This window comes from Mycobacterium sp. IS-1590, assembly GCF_001500025.1.
Lineage (GTDB): Bacteria > Actinomycetota > Actinomycetes > Mycobacteriales > Mycobacteriaceae > Mycobacterium.
Genome location: NZ_LQIW01000050.1, coordinates 159,632 through 177,114 on the forward strand (window position 1 = coordinate 159,632; position 17,483 = coordinate 177,114).

19 protein-coding genes and 1 tRNA gene are annotated in these 17,483 nt (G+C 66.5%); 14 read left to right on the forward strand and 6 right to left on the reverse strand.

Annotated elements, in window-relative coordinates:
* The first annotated feature begins 238 nt into the window (after positions 1 to 238).
* From AU197_RS24300 to AU197_RS24335, 8 genes are all read left to right on the forward strand, one after another.
* Entirely contained in the window at positions 239 to 1,087 is an 849-nt protein-coding gene (locus tag AU197_RS24300) for an ABC transporter substrate-binding protein (RefSeq protein ID WP_156434546.1), read from the forward strand.
* A gap of 11 nt (positions 1,088 to 1,098) precedes the next feature.
* Positions 1,099 to 2,031, forward strand: a complete 933-nt coding sequence (locus AU197_RS24305) for an amino acid ABC transporter permease (RefSeq protein ID WP_064406252.1) — start codon at positions 1,099 to 1,101, stop codon at positions 2,029 to 2,031.
* Positions 2,032 to 2,036: 5 nt separating this feature from the next.
* Positions 2,037 to 2,789 carry an amino acid ABC transporter ATP-binding protein gene (locus tag AU197_RS24310; protein ID WP_064406428.1) on the forward strand — a complete coding sequence of 251 codons (753 nt, stop codon included), beginning with the start codon at positions 2,037 to 2,039 and terminating at the stop codon, positions 2,787 to 2,789.
* A 4-nt stretch (positions 2,790 to 2,793) separates the two neighbouring features.
* A complete protein-coding gene (macS, locus tag AU197_RS24315) occupies positions 2,794 to 3,921 on the forward strand; it encodes a MacS family sensor histidine kinase (protein WP_197415643.1) in 1,128 nt (375 codons plus the stop codon).
* Entirely contained in the window at positions 3,894 to 4,547 is a 654-nt protein-coding gene (locus AU197_RS24320; protein WP_064406254.1) for a response regulator, read from the forward strand. The genes macS and AU197_RS24320 overlap by 28 nt, the downstream gene beginning before the upstream one ends.
* 44 nt (positions 4,548 to 4,591) lie before the next feature.
* Positions 4,592 to 6,334, forward strand: coding sequence for a DUF2339 domain-containing protein (locus AU197_RS24325; protein WP_064406256.1), 1,743 nt, complete (start codon positions 4,592 to 4,594; stop codon positions 6,332 to 6,334).
* 54 nt (positions 6,335 to 6,388) lie between these two features.
* On the forward strand, positions 6,389 to 6,880 hold the full coding sequence (locus tag AU197_RS24330; protein ID WP_064406259.1) for a Dps family protein: 492 nt from the start codon (positions 6,389 to 6,391) through the stop codon (positions 6,878 to 6,880).
* 120 nt (positions 6,881 to 7,000) lie between these two features.
* Positions 7,001 to 7,450: an SRPBCC family protein gene (locus tag AU197_RS24335; protein WP_064406260.1), complete on the forward strand. Its 450-nt coding sequence runs from the start codon at positions 7,001 to 7,003 to the stop codon at positions 7,448 to 7,450.
* Here the strand turns inward: AU197_RS24335 and AU197_RS24340 are convergent.
* Together AU197_RS24340 and AU197_RS24345 are read right to left on the reverse strand one after the other, a co-directional pair.
* The gene (locus tag AU197_RS24340; protein WP_082696840.1) at positions 7,425 to 8,726 is read right to left on the reverse strand and encodes an adenylate/guanylate cyclase domain-containing protein; all 1,302 of its coding nucleotides are present in this window, start codon (positions 8,724 to 8,726) and stop codon (positions 7,425 to 7,427) included. The genes AU197_RS24335 and AU197_RS24340 overlap by 26 nt on opposite strands.
* A 50-nt stretch (positions 8,727 to 8,776) precedes the next feature.
* Positions 8,777 to 8,850, reverse strand: a tRNA-Leu gene (locus tag AU197_RS24345).
* 92 nt (positions 8,851 to 8,942) lie between these two features.
* Between AU197_RS24345 and AU197_RS24350 the strand changes: the two genes are divergently transcribed.
* The 6 genes from AU197_RS24350 to AU197_RS24375 all read left to right on the forward strand — a co-directional run bounded on the left by AU197_RS24350 (position 8,943) and on the right by AU197_RS24375 (position 14,829).
* Positions 8,943 to 9,575 carry an ANTAR domain-containing response regulator gene (locus AU197_RS24350; RefSeq protein WP_064406262.1) on the forward strand — a complete coding sequence of 211 codons (633 nt, stop codon included), beginning with the start codon at positions 8,943 to 8,945 and terminating at the stop codon, positions 9,573 to 9,575.
* 187 nt (positions 9,576 to 9,762) lie between these two features.
* Positions 9,763 to 10,977 carry a branched-chain amino acid ABC transporter substrate-binding protein gene (locus AU197_RS24355; RefSeq protein WP_064406264.1) on the forward strand — a complete coding sequence of 405 codons (1,215 nt, stop codon included), beginning with the start codon at positions 9,763 to 9,765 and terminating at the stop codon, positions 10,975 to 10,977.
* 82 nt (positions 10,978 to 11,059) lie between these two features.
* Positions 11,060 to 12,106 carry a branched-chain amino acid ABC transporter permease gene (locus tag AU197_RS24360; protein ID WP_064406265.1) on the forward strand — a complete coding sequence of 349 codons (1,047 nt, stop codon included), beginning with the start codon at positions 11,060 to 11,062 and terminating at the stop codon, positions 12,104 to 12,106.
* Positions 12,103 to 13,272: a branched-chain amino acid ABC transporter permease gene (locus AU197_RS24365; RefSeq protein WP_064406267.1), complete on the forward strand. Its 1,170-nt coding sequence runs from the start codon at positions 12,103 to 12,105 to the stop codon at positions 13,270 to 13,272. Before AU197_RS24360 ends, AU197_RS24365 begins: the two co-directional genes overlap by 4 nt.
* A complete protein-coding gene (locus AU197_RS24370; RefSeq protein WP_064406268.1) occupies positions 13,269 to 14,096 on the forward strand; it encodes an ABC transporter ATP-binding protein in 828 nt (275 codons plus the stop codon). Before AU197_RS24365 ends, AU197_RS24370 begins: the two co-directional genes overlap by 4 nt.
* Positions 14,080 to 14,829, forward strand: coding sequence for an ABC transporter ATP-binding protein (locus tag AU197_RS24375; RefSeq protein ID WP_064406270.1), 750 nt, complete (start codon positions 14,080 to 14,082; stop codon positions 14,827 to 14,829). The genes AU197_RS24370 and AU197_RS24375 overlap by 17 nt, the downstream gene beginning before the upstream one ends.
* Before the next feature lie 99 nt (positions 14,830 to 14,928).
* Here AU197_RS24375 and AU197_RS24380 read toward each other — a convergent pair whose 3' ends face one another.
* From AU197_RS24380 to AU197_RS24395, 4 genes are read right to left on the reverse strand one after another with little or no spacing between them, the layout of a single operon-like run.
* Complete coding sequence (locus AU197_RS24380) at positions 14,929 to 15,153, reverse strand: DUF167 domain-containing protein (RefSeq protein WP_064406435.1); 225 nt, start codon at positions 15,151 to 15,153, stop codon at positions 14,929 to 14,931.
* Positions 15,150 to 15,824, reverse strand: coding sequence for a YwaF family protein (locus tag AU197_RS24385; protein ID WP_064406272.1), 675 nt, complete (start codon positions 15,822 to 15,824; stop codon positions 15,150 to 15,152). Before AU197_RS24385 ends, AU197_RS24380 begins: the two co-directional genes overlap by 4 nt.
* A complete protein-coding gene (locus tag AU197_RS24390; RefSeq protein WP_502687904.1) occupies positions 15,814 to 17,028 on the reverse strand; it encodes a lipid-transfer protein in 1,215 nt (404 codons plus the stop codon). The genes AU197_RS24385 and AU197_RS24390 overlap by 11 nt, the downstream gene beginning before the upstream one ends.
* Positions 17,010 to 17,447: a Zn-ribbon domain-containing OB-fold protein gene (locus AU197_RS24395; RefSeq protein WP_064406276.1), complete on the reverse strand. Its 438-nt coding sequence runs from the start codon at positions 17,445 to 17,447 to the stop codon at positions 17,010 to 17,012. Before AU197_RS24395 ends, AU197_RS24390 begins: the two co-directional genes overlap by 19 nt.
* Between the last annotated feature and the right edge of the window lie 36 nt (positions 17,448 to 17,483).

Consider the following 17,483-nt stretch of genomic DNA (forward strand, 5'->3'; position numbering starts at 1 on the left):
AACGGAAATGATCGTCGCAATTCGGTATCGATTCGACCGTCAATGGTGCGGCCCCGCGCATGCGCGCCGTTTGGTTCCCCTGCCGCAGCCTGGCGTCTCTACTACTGTTCCGGTACCGGTGCTATGCATCGATCCCACGACGCAGAAAGTAGGGGCATCCGTGTTAGGTGAGTGTCACAACCGTCGAGGTAGATTCTGGCGTTTCGCAGTCGTATTCGCCGCGGCCGGCGCCCTGGCGATGTCCGGATGCGCCAGCGGCGAAGGAGGCGGTGGCGGTGGCGATGCCACCAGTGCGTCGCCCACGGCGCCGGCGGCCAAGGTCGACGAGATTGCCAATACCGTTCCAGAGGACATCAAATCGTCCGGCGAGCTGGTCGTCGGTGTCAACATTCCGTACGCGCCCAACGAATTCAAGGATCCCAGCGGCAAGATCGTCGGCTTCGACGTCGACCTGATGAATGCGATCGCGGCCACGCTCGGATTGACGCCCGAATACCGCGAGTCGGACTTCGCGAAGATCATCCCGTCGATCCAGGGTGGCACCTACGACGTCGGCATGTCGTCGTTCACCGACACCAAAGAACGGGAGAAAACCGTCGATTTCGTCACCTACTTCAACGCGGGCACGCTGTGGGCGCAGCGGCCGGGATCGGCGATCGACCCGAACAACGCATGCGGCAAGAAGGTGGCGGTGCAGGCGACCACCACCCAAGAGGCCCAGGAACTTCCGGCGAAGAGCAAGGCGTGCACCGATACCGGCAAGCCGCCGATAGAGATCGTCCCGTTCGACGGCCAGGACGCCGCGACCAACGCGGTGGTGCTGGGCCAGGTCGACGCGATGTCGGCGGACTCCCCGGTGACCTCATATGCGATCAAGCAGAGCAACGGCAAACTCGAGTCCGCCGGTGAGATCTTCGATTCGGCGCCGTACGGCTGGCCCGTGCAGAAGGGTTCGGCCCTGGCGCAGTCCCTGCAGAAGGCCCTCGAGCACCTGATCGAAGCCGGCACCTATCGCGAGATCGCCGCCAACTGGGGCGTCGAGAACGGGATGATCGACAAGCCGGTCATCAACGGCGCGGTCTCGTAAAGGACGCTTTCATGAGCGATGTCGACACGTCGTCACCCGTTGCCCCCGCCGCCATCGATGCGGTGCCGCTGCGCCATCCGTGGCGGTGGGTGGCGGCGGTCGTCATCGCCATACTCGTCGCACTGTTCCTCTACGGCGCGGCGACCAACGACTCCTATCGCTGGTCCACTTACTGGGAGTACCTGTTCAACGAACGGGTTTTGACGGTCGGGGTGCTCAACACGTTGCAACTGACCATCTACTCGATGGTGCTCGCGATCCTGCTGGGTGTGTTGCTCGCGGTGATGCGACTGTCTCCGAACCCGGTGCTGAAAGCCGTTGCGTGGGTGTATCTGTGGATCTTCCGCGGCACCCCGGTGTACGTGCAGCTGGTGTTCTGGGGACTGTTGCCGACGATCTACCAGAACCTCCAGCTCGGGGTGCCGTTCGGGCCCTCGCTGCTTCAGGTCGACCTGCAGTCGCTGTCGATTCCCTTCCTGCTGGCCATCCTCGGACTGGCGCTGAACGAGGCCGCGTACATGGCCGAGATCATCCGCGCGGGAATCAGTTCCGTGCCCGAGGGCCAGGCCGAGGCCTCCACAGCGCTGGGCATGTCCTGGGGGATGACCATGCGGCGCACCGTGCTTCCGCAGGCGATGCGGGTGATCATCCCACCGACCGGCAACGAGGTGATCAGCATGCTGAAGACCACGTCGCTGGTGACCGCGGTACCGTTCACGCTGGACCTGTACGGCATCACATCGCGTGAGATCGCCGCGCGCATCTTCGAACCCGTTCCGCTGCTGCTGGTGGCCGCGACGTGGTACTTGGCGATCACCAGCGTGCTCATGGTCGGCCAGTACTACTTGGAGCGTTACTACTCGCGTGGCGCGTCACGCAAGCTGACCACCAAACAGCTCGAGGCGCTGGCCAAGGCGCAGACGCTGGGGGAGGCGCACCCGTGACACCGATGGTCAAAGCCGAGGCCGTGTGCAAGAACTTCGGTGCGCTGCAGGTTCTGAAGGGCGTCACGCTCGAGATCGGACGCGGCGAGGTGTTGTGCATGGTCGGGCCGTCCGGCTCGGGCAAATCCACGTTTCTGCGGTGCATCAACCACCTCGAACAGGTCAACGCCGGGCGTCTGTACGTCGACGGTGAGCTGATCGGATACCGGCAGCGGGGCAACAAGATCCACGAGATGTCCCCGCGCGAAGCGGCCCGGCAGCGCCGCGACATCGGTATGGTCTTCCAGCACTTCAACCTGTTTCCCCACCGCACGGTGCTGGAGAACGTCATCGAGGCTCCCATTCACGTCAAGCGCGTCAAGAAAGACGAGGCGGTGGCGCGCGCACGAGACCTGCTCGACCAGGTCGGTCTGACCGCCAAGGCCGACGCCTATCCCGCCCAGCTGTCCGGTGGCCAGCAGCAGCGCGTCGCGATCGCCCGCGCTCTGGCGATGAGCCCCAAGCTGATGCTGTTCGACGAACCCACTTCGGCGCTGGACCCCGAACTTGTCGGCGAGGTGCTCGAAGTGATGAAAAAGCTTGCCGCCGAGGGTATGACGATGGTGGTGGTGACACACGAGATGGGGTTCGCCCGCGAGGTGGCCAATCAACTGGTGTTCATGGACGGCGGTGTGGTCGTGGAGAGCGGACCGCCGCGCGAAGTGCTGTCCAACCCCAAGCTAGAACGCACAAAGGCGTTTCTGTCCAAGGTGCTGTAGACAGATGCCGGCCAACGCCCCGGATCCGGCCACGCCGCTGTGGCGGGCCGCCCAGGTGTTCCGACTGCTGAGTTGCCTGTACGCGCTCGGATTCCAGGTGTCGGTGAACCCCGACCTGGACCGCCCGGCCGTGGCGTGGGCACTGTTCGCAGTGCTGCTGGGGTTCAGTGCGCTGTGCGCGGTCGCCTATCTGCAGGGGTTCGGCCGGCGCCCGGTGTTCGTGCTGGCCGAGCTCGCAGTGGTCGTGGCGTTGATCCTGTCGACCGAGGTGGTCGCCTCGTCGCAGTGGGCGTTCGACAACCAGTCGTGGCCGACGACCTTGTGGGCGACAAATGCGACCATCTCCGCGGCGATCGTCGCCGGCCCCATCGCGGGCATGTTCACCGGCGTGCTCGTGATGGTCGCCAGCACCGTCGTCAAGGGCTTCATCAACTACGACCTCGGCCGCAACGCGACGATCGTCATCGAACTCGCGGTTGGTCTCGCGGTGGGCATGGCCGCGCAGACCGCCCGACGGGCCCATTCCGAACTCGAGCAGGCGGCTCGGCTGGCGGCCGCCCACCAGGAGCGGGAGAGGTTGTCTCGCGAGGTGCACGACGGCGCCATCCAGGTGCTCGCCCTGGTCTCGCGTCGCGGCCGCGAAATCGGAGGAGCGACAGCTGAACTCGCCGAACTCGCCGGTGAGCAGGAACGGGCGCTGAGGCGGCTGGTCAGCTCCGGTGAGGCCGAACCACGCGTCGGGGCGATGACCGACCTCGGTGCGGTATTGCGACAGCGCGCCTCTGACCGTGTTTCGGTGAGCCTGCCCGCCGCACCCGTCCTTGTCGACGCGGTCGTGGCCACGGAGCTGTCCGCCGCGGTCGTCAACGCGCTCGACAACGTGGTCGCCCACGCCGGACCGGACGCCCACACCTACGTGCTGCTGGAGGACCTCGGTGACACCATCACGGTGAGCATCCGAGACGACGGCATCGGGATCCCCGAGGGACGGCTCGAGGAGGCCGTGCGAGAGGGCCGCATCGGTGTCGCGAAATCGATTGTCGGACGGATGAACTGGCTCGGTGGCAGCGCCAAGCTGACCACCGGTCCGGAGAGCGGGACGGAATGGGAACTGACGCTACCCCGACGGTGATGGTCGTCGATGACCATCCCATCTGGCGCGATGCGGTGGCCCGCGACCTCGAAGAGGACGGTTTCACCGTGGTCGCCACCGCCGACGGCTGCGGTGCCGCGCGACGCCGCGCCGCAGCGGTGCAGCCCGATGTCGTGGTGATGGACATGCGGCTCGCCGACGGTGACGGCGCGCAGGCGACCGCCGACGTGCTCGCCGTATCGCCGTCGTCGAAGATCCTCGTGCTGTCGGCTTCCGACGAACGCGAGGACGTGCTCGAGGCCGTGAAGGCCGGGGCGACCGGATACCTGGTGAAGAGCGCTTCGAAGCAGGAACTCGGTGATGCCGTGCGCGCCACCGCCGAGGGCAGGGCCGTGTTCACACCCGGACTGGCGGGCCTTGTGCTCGGCGAGTACCGGCGGATCGCGCAGAACAAGGGCGGCCCGCAGGCCCCGAGCCTGACCGAGCGGGAGACCGAGATCCTTCGGTACGTCGCCAAAGGGCTGACCGCCAAACAGATCGCGGCGCGGCTCTCGCTGAGTCACCGCACCATCGAGAACCACGTGCAGGCCACCTTCCGCAAGCTGCAGGTCGCCAACCGTGTCGAGTTGGCGCGATACGCGATCGAACACGGTTTAGACGAGTAGTCCTACTCATCCCGCTGACGCCGTTGTGCTGTGACGATGTCAGCATGACCGAACCGCAGCGTGCCGTCGTCGCCCGCCTGTCCGCTGATGTCGCCGCGATCTCCGCGTACCTGGCGCGGGTGTCGTCGGACCTGACCGAACTCGACCGGCAGCTGGCGTCGTCACCGCAATACCAGCCGCAATACCACCCGACCGCCTACGTCGCGCCGCCGCAGTATCAGCCGCAACACGTTGAGCCCGTTGGGTATTCACCGCCGAAGCCGGCCCGGGATGAGGGCTGGATCGGCAAGCTGCTGGCGGTCGCCGGTGTCGCGGTGACGCTGATCGGGGTGGTGTTCCTCCTCGTGCTGGCCGCGCAGGCGGGCCTGTTGAGCCCTCAGATCCGCGTCGCGGCCGGGACGGCGCTGGCCGCTGGGCTCGTGGGCGCCGGCTGGTGGCTGTATCGCAGGCCCGGCGGCCGCACCGGGGCGGTCGCCCTGGCGGCGACCGGTATCGCCGCGGCCTATATGGACGTCATCGCGTTGACCACGATCTACGACTGGGTGGCTCCGCCCGTCGGCCTGATTCTCGCCGCACTCATCGGTGGCGGCGGGCTCACCTTGGCCCGGCGATGGAACTCCGAGCAGCTGGGGTTGCTCGTGCTGGTGCCGCTGTTGGTGCTGGCGCCGATCGTGGTCGGTGGTGTCACGCTGCTGCTCGTGGCGTTCATGCTCGCTCTGTCGGCGGCCTCGCTGCCCGTGCAGATCGGCAAGGACTGGCTCTGGCTGCATGCCGCCCGGATCGCGGCGGGCACTCTGCCGCTGTTGGTGGCGCTCCTCGGCGTGCACTTCGATGACGGACGCGACCCGTGGCTGGTCGGTGCGTGTGGCATCGGCGCGTTGCTCGCGATCGCCGGGGCACTCGTCCTGCTGCCGGGTACAGCCAACAGGTCGGCGATGGCCGTGTTGACCGGGGCCGGCGTGCTGCCTGTGCTCTCCGTTGCGCTGGCCGCCGACCGCGTCGTCGCGGCTCTGATGGCGGCCGCGCTGGCGGCCGGACTGCTCGCCATCGTGCTCATCGGCGACCGGTTGCCGGGCGTCGACGGCGCGGTACGGCGCATCTGGACGGTGCTGTCCGCGATATCGGCGCTGACCGCGGTGGTGGTCGCGTTCGACGGCCCGATCGCGGGACCGGTGCTGTTCGCGATGGCGCTGGTGGTGGCGTTGGCCGGGCGGCAGCACCTCACGGCGAAGACGATCTCGGTCGGCTTCGCGGCCGTCGGTGCCCTCTACTACCTGAACTGGGCCCCGCCGGACACGCTGCTGTGGGGGACGTCGGCCAGCGCCGGGGTGGCCGCCTCGACGCTGATCGCCAGCGTGCTGCTGATCGCGTGGTCGGTGACGATGGTGTGGGCGTTCGACCGGCGCAATTCGGCCCTGTGGGCGGTCGCCGCCGTCGTCGCGGGATACGCGATCACCACGTTCGCCGTCACCACGGGTGTGCTGATCGGTGGCACCGACAGCGGCTTCTACGCCGGTCACATGGCGGCGACAATCTGCTGGATCGGGCTGGCCGCCGCGTTGTTCGGTTACGCGGCGCGGCTGCCGCGAACCGACCGGTCGGTCCCGATCGCCGGGGGCCTGGCGCTGGTGGCCGCGGCGATGGCGAAGCTGTTCCTGTTCGACCTCGGCACGCTCGACGGCATCTTCCGGGTCGTGGTGTTCATCGTCGTCGGCCTGGTGCTGCTGGGCATGGGCGCCGGATATGCCCGTCTGCTGGAGAGACAAGACCAACAAAATAGCCTCTGACCAGGAACTGTGCTAAACTGGAATCAATCCAAAAAAGGAGGCGTTGTAGCGATCATGACCACCACAACACGTCGTTCAGAAGCAGATATCGAGGCATTCGAGGCCTCACCGGAACTCAGCGACAGCCTGCAGCGGGTTCTGGTCGATCTGATCGAGCTGCATCTTCAGGGTAAGCAGGCGCACTGGAACATCGTCGGCACCAACTTCCGCGACCTTCATCTACAGCTCGACGAACTCGTCGACTTCGCCCGCGAGGGCAGTGACACCATCGCCGAGCGGATGCGCGCGCTGGAAGCGTGGCCCGACGGACGGTCGGATACGGTCACCGCCGGCACCTCGCTGCCGCAGTTCCCCGCCTACGCGGTGAGCACCCAGGACGCGGTCGACCTGATCACGGGTCGGGTGTACGCCGCTGTCGACACGATGCGTCGGGTTCACGACGCCGTGGACGCCGAGGATCCGACCTCTGCCGACATCCTCCATCAGTTGATCGAGGGCCTCGAGAAGCTGGCCTGGTTGATCAAGTCGGAGAACCGCAAGGTCTAGCAGGTTCGCCGAACCGCCGACGCCGCGACTGTGCGTTTCACAACGCCGGTCGCGGCGTTTTGCATCTGTGATCGCATCGCGGGGTGGGTTGTTTTCCGCGATCGGGGTATATCTCCGGCCGTGACTGTGACACGCGATATTCACGCATCCCGTCAGCAGGTCTGGGACGTCATGGCCGACGGATGGACGTACTCCCAATGGGTGGTCGGCAACAGCCGGATGCGCGCCGTCGACCCGAACTGGCCGGCACCCGGATCCGAGATCCGGCATTCGGTGGGCGTCTGGCCGCTCCTGCTCAACGACGTCACCGTCGTGGAGAAGAGTGTGCCGCCCGAGGAGTTGGTGCTGCACGCCAAGGGGCGGCCCTTCGGTGGCGCGCGAATCGTCCTGCGGCTGCACGACATTCCCGACGGTTGCCGGGTGGAGATGACGGAGTTCCCGGTGAGCGGCCCCGCCGCGGTCATGCCCAACAAGCTGACCGACATCGCCGTCTACCCCCGTAACCGGGAGACCCTGCGGCGGCTGGCCGCACTGGCCGAGCGGCTCAAACCGACTGAGGTCGACGACTGAGCGGTTGGAGTTCGACCGCCTCGCGCACCGCGGCGTCGTCGCGACGACCGACGAGGTACCACGTCGTCATGACGCCCTTGCCTTTGACGTCGACCTCGCCGCGGGGCTCGAACACGAACGTGCTGCGCAGGCGTTCGTACACGTCCTGGGGAACCTGAATGCGGCCCTCGACGTCGGTGGTCTCCATCCGGGACGCGACGTTGACCGCATCGCCCCACACGTCGTAGAAGAACTTGCGCGCCCCGACGACCCCGGCGACGACCGGTCCCGCGGCCAGACCGATCCGCAGGGGCACCTTGCGTCCGCGTGGGTCGCGCAGGTCGGCGACGGCGTCGGCCATGTCGAGAGCCAGGCAGGCCAGCGCTTCGAGATGATCGGGGCGCGGATGCGGCACACCGCTGACCACCATGTAGGAGTCGCCGCTTGTCTTGACCTTCTCCAGGCCGTGACGGTCGACGAGTGCGTCGAGATCGGTGTAGAGCCGGTCGAGGAACCGCACCAGATCGCACGGGTTCGTGTCGCTGGCCCGCTCGGTGTACCCGGCGATGTCGGCGAACAGGATCGATGCGTCGTCGTACCTGTCGGCGATGACCGTACGGGTCGGGTCCTTGAGTCGCTCGGCGATGGTCGCGGGCAGGATGTTGGTCAACAGGCGTTCGGAGCGCTCGTATTCGGCCTCCATCGCCAACCGTGCGCGGCGGATCTCCCGAAGCGCGAACCACAGCGTGGCCACGACGAGAATCCACGCGGTGGCCACGGTGAGGATGAACGAGGTCGTGCGCGCCCAGTCCGGTTGAATGCCGGTGTTTTCCGGGACGAAGAACTCCAGAGCCACCACCGTCGCCGCACCCAGCGCCGACAGCACCGAGGCCAGCACGATGTGGTCGATGCCGAGGATGACCACCACGATCGCGGCCGCGACGACGAAGTAGAACTGCAGCCCCGAACCGGTCCCGAGCTGTATGCACTGGATCGCGATGGTCACGTACGCGACGGCGAAGAACACCAGCGGCGCGACCAGCTCGCCGAACCGGCACAGCAGGGGGATGGTGGCGAACGCAACGGCGCTGACGAGGCTGAGGACCGGGATCCACCACACCTCGACGCCGACGAGCAGACCCTGAAAGCCGAAGAAGGCGCTGATGGCCGCGCTGATCATGGCGGTGACGTCGAGTACCCGGCGGCGTCGCACGGACCTTTCCGCGTGATGCCGAACCCGGGCGGGCGTCCGGTTTTCGAGCGCCACTTCGGGCACGCAGACCGGCCGCAGCCTCATCTCCACGACTAGAGCGTAACGCCGAACGGTCTCGACCTGCTGATTCTCGGTGCCCTCGGTGAGACTCGAACTCACACTGTCACGATTTTGAGTCGTGTGCCTCTGCCAATTGGGCTACGAGGGCTCTGGTCGTCGTACGGCTCTGGTGCGCGGCTTACCACCTTAGATGATGCCCCGAACTCGCTGAACGGCACTGCTACCGCCACAATGGTTTCCATGGCAACCGCTGCTGGGGCACCACCCGAGGCCGTGAAGGGCCGCCGTGTTCTCGTCGCCGAGGACGAAGCGCTCATCCGGATGGACTTGGCCGAGATGCTCCGCGAAGAGGGCTACGAGATCGTCGGCGAGGCCGGCGACGGACAGGAGGCGGTCGATCTCGCCGAGAGCCTCAAACCCGACCTCGTGATCATGGACGTCAAGATGCCCCGGCGCGACGGCATCGACGCCGCCGCCGAGATCGCCGGCAAGCGCATCGCGCCGATCGTCATCCTGACCGCGTTCAGCCAACGGGAGCTGGTCGAACGTGCCAGGGATGCGGGCGCCATGGCCTATCTGGTCAAACCCTTCACCGTCACCGACCTCATCCCGGCCATCGAGGTCGCGGTGAGCCGCTTCGGGGAGATCGCCGCGCTGGAGCAGGAAGTGGCCACGCTGTCGGACCGGTTGGAGACGCGCAAGCTGGTCGAACGGGCCAAGGGTTTGCTGCAGACCAACCAGGGGATGACCGAACCCGAGGCGTTCAAGTGGATCCAACGCGCCGCGATGGACCGGCGCACCACCATGAAGCGCGTCGCCGAAGTGGTGCTCGAAACCCTCGACGCGCCGAGCGATGCGCCGGAACCGAGTTAACCGCCGACATGGCACCCCGTAAAAACTGCGTTTCCGATGGCGTGGTTTGACCGCGACGGCCGCGACGCGTGGTTCAACACCACGCACCAGCGCCGAGCGTTGGCTATGGTCTTCCCGGAACGTCGCCGCCCCCGCCCACCGGGCTGAGGCGCCGGAGCCGACAAACACAACGACCCGGAGGTGAAGCGTGCGCGGTCGCGTGGCACGGAAAGCATTTGCTATCAGTAGCGCAGGCCTGGTTGTGCTCGGCATAGCTGGCTGCCAACAGGCCGAGCCGACCGAGGGCGGTGAGGCGCAGACCGATCTGAAGATCGTCGAACAGATCCAGATCGACGAGAACGGTGCCGAGGTCAAGGCCGACGAGGGTGCCGCGCCGGCCGACCCCGCCGGGGACGGCAACGCGCAGTGCCCGCCGGTGTCGCTGGCGATGGCCGGGGCGCTCAACGGCCCCGACGCGGCACTGGGCATCAACATCAAGAACGGCATCCAGCTCGCCGTGGACAAGCACAACGCCGCGAACCCCGGGTGCCAGGTCCAGTTGAAGACCTTCGACACCGAGGGCGACCCGCAGAAGGCCACCCAGATCGCGCCGCAGATCATCAACGACGCGTTCACCATCGGCCTGATCGGTCCCGCCTTCTCCGGTGAGACCATGGCCACCGGCGACGTCTTCAATCAGGCCGGTCTCGTCGCCGCCACCGCCTCGGCGACCAACGTGACGCTGTCCGACAAGGGCTGGCGGACCTTCTTCCGCGGTCTGGGCAACGACGGCGTGCAGGGCCCGTCGGTGGCCAACTACCTGAAGAACACCCTCGGCCACAAGAAGGTCTGCGTCGTCGACGACAGCACGGACTACGGCCTGGGGCTGGCGCAGACCGTCCGCGAGACGCTGGGCCCGGTGGCCGACTCGTCCTGCAACATCTCGGTCAAGAAGGGCGACAAGGACTTCTCGGCGGCGGTGACCCAGATCAAGGGTGCCAATCCGGACTCGGTGTTCTTCAGCGGCTACTACGCCGAGGCCGCACCGTTCGTGCAGCAGCTGCGGGACGGCGGCTACGAAGGGACCTTCGCCAGCGCCGACGGCACCAAGGACCCCGAGTTCGTCAAGCAGGCCGGCGACGCGTCCAAGGACGCCGTGCTGTCGTGCCCGTGCGGCCCGGCCACCGGCAGCTTCGCCGACGAGTACACCAAGAAATTCAACCAGGAACCCGGCACGTACAGCAGCGAGGGCTACGACCTGGGCACCATCCTGCTGAAGGGCATCGACTCGGGCGCCATCACCCGTCCCGCGCTGCTCGACTTCGTCCGCAACTACGACGGTCGCGGCGTGGCCCGGCAGTACCAGTGGACCCCGAACGGTGAGTTGACCACCAGCTTGATCTGGATCTACAAAGTCCAATAGCCGCTGAGGCGAACGCGTCCGAGACCGCAAGGCTCGGACGCGTTTTCGCTAGAGGCCTGTCCCCGCGAGGAGCCGCCACCGGATGACCGGGATCCCACCCGAGTGCGTCGACCAGTACACCTGTTTGGCCGCGAACATCAGCTTCAACCTGGACGGGTTGCGAGACGGCTTCTGGCAGTTGACGATCGACGGGCTGTCGTGGGGCGCGATCTATGCGTTGGTTGCCGTGGGCTACACGCTGGTCTACGGCGTGCTGAAGCTGATCAACTTCGCACATTCGGAAGTGTTCATGTTCGGCATGTTCGGGGCGTACTTCTGCCTCGACATGATCCTGGGTTTCACGCCCAGCGGTAACACTTACAACAAAGGCATCGCGCTGACGGTGCTGTACCTCGGTATCGCCATGCTGTTCGCGATGGCGGTGTCCGGCGCCACGGCGGTCGGCCTGGAGGCGGTGGCCTATCGGCCGCTGCGGCGACGCAAGGCCGACCGACTGTCGTTTCTCATCACCGCGATCGGAATGTCGTTCGTGCTGCAGGAGTTCGTGCACTTCATCCTGCCGAAGATCATCGACGGCTACGGCGGATCCAATGCGCAGCAACCGATCCGGCTCGTCGCACCCGAAACTCAGTTCACGGTGTTCGGTTCGGCGGTCTCCAACATCACCCTGATCATCGTCGGCGCGGCGCTGGTCCTCGCGCTGATGACCGACCTGACGATCAACCAAACCAAATTCGGACGCGGGATCCGGGCGGTGGCTCAGGACCCGGACACCGCGACGCTGATGGGCGTCTCGCGCGAACGCATCATCATGATGACGTTCTTGATCGGTGGCCTGCTGGCCGGGGCGGCCGCGCTGCTGTACACGCTGAAAGTGCCGCAGGGCATCATCTACTCCGGCGGTTTCCTGCTCGGCATCAAGGCGTTCTCGGCCGCGGTTCTCGGCGGCATCGGCAACCTGCGCGGCGCCCTGCTGGGCGGCCTGCTGCTCGGCATCATGGAGAACTACGGGCAGGCCGTGTTCGGGACCCAGTGGCGTGACGTCGTGGCTTTCGTGCTGCTGGTTCTGGTTCTGTTTTTCCGGCCGACGGGGATACTCGGCGAAAGCCTGGGGAAGGCGCGAGCATGAGGGTCGGCGAGAAGGTCTTGGCACCCGGCGACGCGCTGCGTCGTTGGTGGGACGGGCTTTCCCGCGTACAGAAGTGGGGCTTCGGGGTGATCGCCTTCGGCCTGGTCGCGCTGCTGCCGCTGTTTCCGCCACCGTTGCTCAACACGCCGAACATCAGCTTCGGCGGCACCATGGCGCAGTTCGCGATGGTCGCGATCATCGCGATCGGCCTCAACGTCGTGGTCGGTCAGGCAGGCCTGCTCGACCTCGGTTACGTCGGGTTCTACGCCGTGGGTGCGTACACCGTTGCGCTGCTGACCAGTCCGAACAGCCCGTGGAACAAGATGGGCGCCACGGGATGGTTCAACGAGGACTGGGCGTGGCTGGCCTGTGTGCCGCTGGCGATGGCCATCACCGCGCTGACGGGCCTCATCCTGGGCACACCGACGCTGAGGTTGCGCGGCGACTATCTGGCGATCGTCACGCTCGGTTTCGGCGAGATCATCCGCTTGATGGCCGACAACCTCTCGGAGGTGACCAACGGGCCCCGCGGCCTGAACGAGGTCGCCTACCCACGGGTGGGTGCGAGCGAACGCGTGCCCGACGGCGTCTTCTCGAGCGGCAACTCCGCGGGCGACGCGAACTACGGGACGTGGTGGTTCTGGCTGGGCATCGTGCTGATGATCGGAATCCTGATCCTGGTCGGCAACCTCGAACGCAGCCGCGTCGGACGCGCCTGGATCGCGGTCCGCGAGGACGAGGACGCCGCGGAAGTCATGGGCGTCAACACGTTCCGCTTCAAACTGTGGGCCTTCGTCATCGGTGCGGCGATCGGCGGCCTGTCGGGCGCGCTGTACGCCGGCCAGGTGCAGTTCGTGGCGCCGCCGACGTTCAACATCATCAACTCGATGCTGTTCCTGTGCGCGGTGGTGCTCGGCGGGCAGGGCAACAAACTCGGCGTGGTGGTCGGCGCGTTCGTCATCGTCTACCTGCCGAACCGGCTACTGGGTGTGGAGTTCCTGGGCATCAACCTCGGTGACCTGAAGTACCTGTTCTTCGGGCTGGCGTTGGTGATGTTGATGATCTTCCGGCCGCAGGGCCTGTTCCCGGCACGCGCGCAGTTGCTGGCCTACGGTAAGGCCGCGCGCGACCTGCTGCGCTCGCCGGAGAAGGAGTCGGCGCGATGACCATCGAAGAGCTGGCCGGCGTTCACCGCGAGATCCAGGCCGCCGAAGGTGAAGTCCTCTTGCGGACAACCGATCTGACGATGAAGTTCGGTGGGCTGACGGCGTTGGACTCGGTGTCGTTCGACATCCGCCGCGGTGAGATCCTCGGCATGATCGGGCCGAACGGGGCGGGTAAGACCACGTGCTTCAACGCGATCACCGGGGTCTACCGCCCTACGTCGGGAACGGTCACGTTCGATGGCGCGCCGTTGGGCCGGATCAAACGACACCAGATCACCCGCCGCGGTATCGCCCGCACCTTCCAGAACATCCGGTTGTGGGGCGAGATGACGGCTCTGGAGAACGTCATGGTCGGCACCGACGCCCGGCACTTCACCTCGGTTCCCGGCGCACTGATCCGCTCGCCGCGCCACCGCCGCGAGGAACGCTCGGCGATCGAAAGGTCGGCCGCACTGCTGCATTTCGTGGGGATCGCGCACCGCGGCGGGGAGAAGGCGAAGAACCTTCCGTACGGGGATCAACGCCGATTGGAGATCGCACGCGCGCTGGCCACCGAACCGAAACTGCTGTGTCTGGACGAACCGGCGGCCGGGTTCAACCCGCGCGAGAAGGCCTCCCTGATCGAGTTGATCCAGAAAATCCGCGACGACGGCTACACGGTCCTGCTGATCGAACACGACATGAGGCTGGTGATGGGCGTGACCGATCGCATCGTGGTTCTGGAGTTCGGGCGCAAGATCGCCGACGGACTACCTTCCGAGATCCGCGAGGACCCGAAGGTCATCGCCGCCTATCTGGGGGTGCCCGATGACGCAGTCGAATGAGACATCCGAACGGCCCGTCATCCTCGAGTTACGCGACATCGTCGTGCAATACGGGCGAATCCGTGCACTGCACGGTATTTCGCTGAAGGTTCACGAGGGTGAGCTGGTCACCCTCCTCGGCTCGAACGGCGCCGGTAAGACGACCACCATGCGCGCCATCTCGGGCCTGCTGCCCCTGACGGCGGGCTCGATCTGGTTCGAGGGTCGCGACGTCAGCAAGGTCAAGGCCCACCAACGCGTGATCCAGGGGCTGGTGCAGGCGCCCGAGGGACGCGGGGTGTTCCCGGGCATGACGGTTGTCGAGAACCTCGAAATGGGCTGCTATGGACGAAAATTCGCCTCACGGTCCGAACACAGGGAACGACTCGACTGGATTCTGGAGACGTTTCCGCGGCTGGCCGAACGCCGCAATCAGGTCGGCGGCACGCTGTCCGGTGGTGAGCAGCAGATGCTCGCGATCGGCCGCGCGTTGATGGCCCGGCCGCGGGTGCTGCTGCTCGACGAGCCGTCCATGGGCCTGGCGCCGATGGTCATCTCGCAGATCTTCAGGATCATCGCGGAGATCAACGCCCAGGGCACCACGGTGTTACTGGTGGAGCAGAATGCCCAGCAGGCGTTGAGCCGGTCGGACCGGGCCTACATCCTCGAGACCGGTGAGGTGACCCGTACCGGCGATGCCCGAGAGTTGTTGGCCGACGACAGCATTCGTGCCGCCTACCTCGGCGTCGCCTGATCACATCCCCCCTCTCGTTGCGCGAGCGTGCGTGTCTGTCCTCGACACGCCGCGGAAATCCCTGCGATTGCGCACGTTCGCGACGCGGTGACAGTGCGCTCAACGCTCGATTGTGAAGCGCTTGACCCGCGATGCGGCCCCCGATACCAAGCCGATCCGCGAGGGTGCTACTCCGAAATGCGATGCGAGGAGCTGGATCACGGCCTTGGTGGCTTTGCCGTCGACGGCCCGCTCACGCACGTACACCGTCAGTTCGCCGGTATCGTCGACCTCCACCAGCGGGCCTTTCGCGCTGCCGGGCTTGACCCGGACGACGACGATCATCGCCGCACCCAGGGCCATGTCATCAAGGCCCACACGGCGAAGACCACGGCCGCGGTGCTCACGATGTACACCGGCCACGGCCCCAGGAAGTCCAACGCCGACGCGGTGTCCGGCTTGTGGTTCGTGAAGCCGTAATTGGTGTCGGCGACCCTGTTGAACACGACGGTCACCAGGGCCCACACGCTGGTGACCGTCACCGCCAGTCGGTAGTCGCGCCAGTCGGGCCGCATACGGCGGCCCCACGTCAGATAGATCGCCGCCCACACCACGAGCAGGTGGATCGCGTAGAAGGCCAGAAAGCGATAGTGCGGAAAGTCGGGACCCCGCAACACCGGTGAGATCAGCGCCTGCACGCTCAGCACGAGACCCCAGTAATAGGTGAGTGCGTACGCCCATTGCCGTCGCGACCACAGGGCGTAGGCGGCGACGACGGTCGCCAGGTCGGTGAGCTGAAGCGGCACCGAACCGGCCAGCGTCGGTGGCAGCAGGTTGTAGATCACGATCGCGCCGTAGATCAGCGCGGTCAGCCCGCCGAGCGCGCGGCCCCATCGCTGCGCCTGGCCGTCGGTCTGTCTGCGACCCGTCCACACCAGCACGACCACGCCGACCGCGAACACGGTGATGGCGCCCCAGTAGGAGGGGCCGTAGGGTTCGAACTGCCTAGCGAGCAACAATCACGGACGAGCCGTGCCCGAACAGCCCCTGGTTGGCGGTGACCCCCACCGTGGCGCCCTCGACCTGGCGGCCGGTCGCCTGGCCCTTCAGCTGCCAGGTCAACTCACACACCTGCGCAATGGCCTGTGCCGGAATGGCTTCGCCGAAGCAGGCCAGGCCGCCGGACGCGTTGACCGGGATCTTCCCGCCGATCGCCGTGGCCCCGCTGCGCAGCAGTTGTTCGGCCTCGCCCCTTTGGCACAGACCCAGGTGCTCATACCAGTCGAGTTCGAGCGCGGTCGACAGGTCGTAGACCTCGGCGAGGCTCAGGTCCTCGGGCCCGATACCGGCTTCGGCGTAGGCGGCGTCGAGGATCTGGTCCTTGAACACCCGCTCGGGCGCATCCACCACCGCCGTGGAATCCGTTGCGATGTCCGGCAATTCGGGCAGATGCTGCGGATACTGCGGTGTCACCGTGCTGATGGCGCGGACAGACGGAGTCCCCTCGACGGAGCCCAGATGCTTCTCGGCGAAGGACTTGCTCGCCACCACCAGAGCGGCCGCGCCATCCGATGTCGCGCAGATATCAAGCAGCCGAAGGGGATCGGAGACTACCGGGCTGGCCAGGACATCGTCGATCGTGGCTTCCTTGCGGTAGCGCGCGTTCGGGTTGTCCAATCCGTGCTTGGCATTCTTCACCTTCACCGCGGCGAAATCCTCCAGCGTGGCCCCGTAGAGGTCCATGCGCCGGCGCGCCAGCAGCGCGAAGTAGACGGTGTTGGTGGCGCCGATGAGGTGGAAGCGTTGCCAGTCGGGATCGTTCTTGCGCTCACCGCCGACCGGGGCGAAGAAACCCTTCGGGGTGGTGTCGGCGCCGATCACCAGCGCTACGTCGCAGAATCCCGCGAGGATGTGGGCCCGGGCGCTCTGCAGTGCCTGCGAGCCGCTGGCGCACGCGGCGTAACTCGACGACACGGGCACACCGTTCCAGCCCAGCTTCTGGGCGAACGTAGAGCCGGCGACGAAACCGGGGTAGCCGTTGCGGATCGTGTCGGCTCCCGCGACGAGCTGGATCTGTCGCCAGTCCAGACCCGCCTCGGCCAGCGCCGCCCGTGCGGCCACCACGCCGTACTCGGTGAAGTCGCGGCCCCACTTTCCCCACGGGTGCATGCCGGCGCCGAGGATGTACAGCGGTTCGGGACTCATTCCGCGACCCTCCATGCGTAGACGACACGTTCGACGCCCTCGTCGTCGACGAACAAGGACATCGTGGTCAGTTCCATCTCCATACCGACCTTCAGGTCGGCGGCCAACGTTCCCTCGACGACCTTGCCGAGCACGATCAGCCCCTCGTCGGCGAGCTGCACCGCGGCAACAGCGAAGGGCTCGAAGGGATCCGGCGCCGGATACGGCGGCGGGGGAGCGTACCGGTTCTCGGTGTAGCTCCACAGGGTTCCCCGCCGCGACAGCGCCACCTGCGCTAGTTCGTCACCGTCGCAGGCCGGGTTGGGGCAGTTGTTGGCGCGGGGCGGGAACACATAGGTGCCGCACTGGTGGCACTTGCCGCCGATCAGGTAGGGCGCTCCGGACCCGTCGGTGGCGAACCAACCGTCGATCGCGGGCTGAGTGGAAGCTGACACCCGCTCAGAGTACCGAGTCGCGGGGCAGAACTGAAA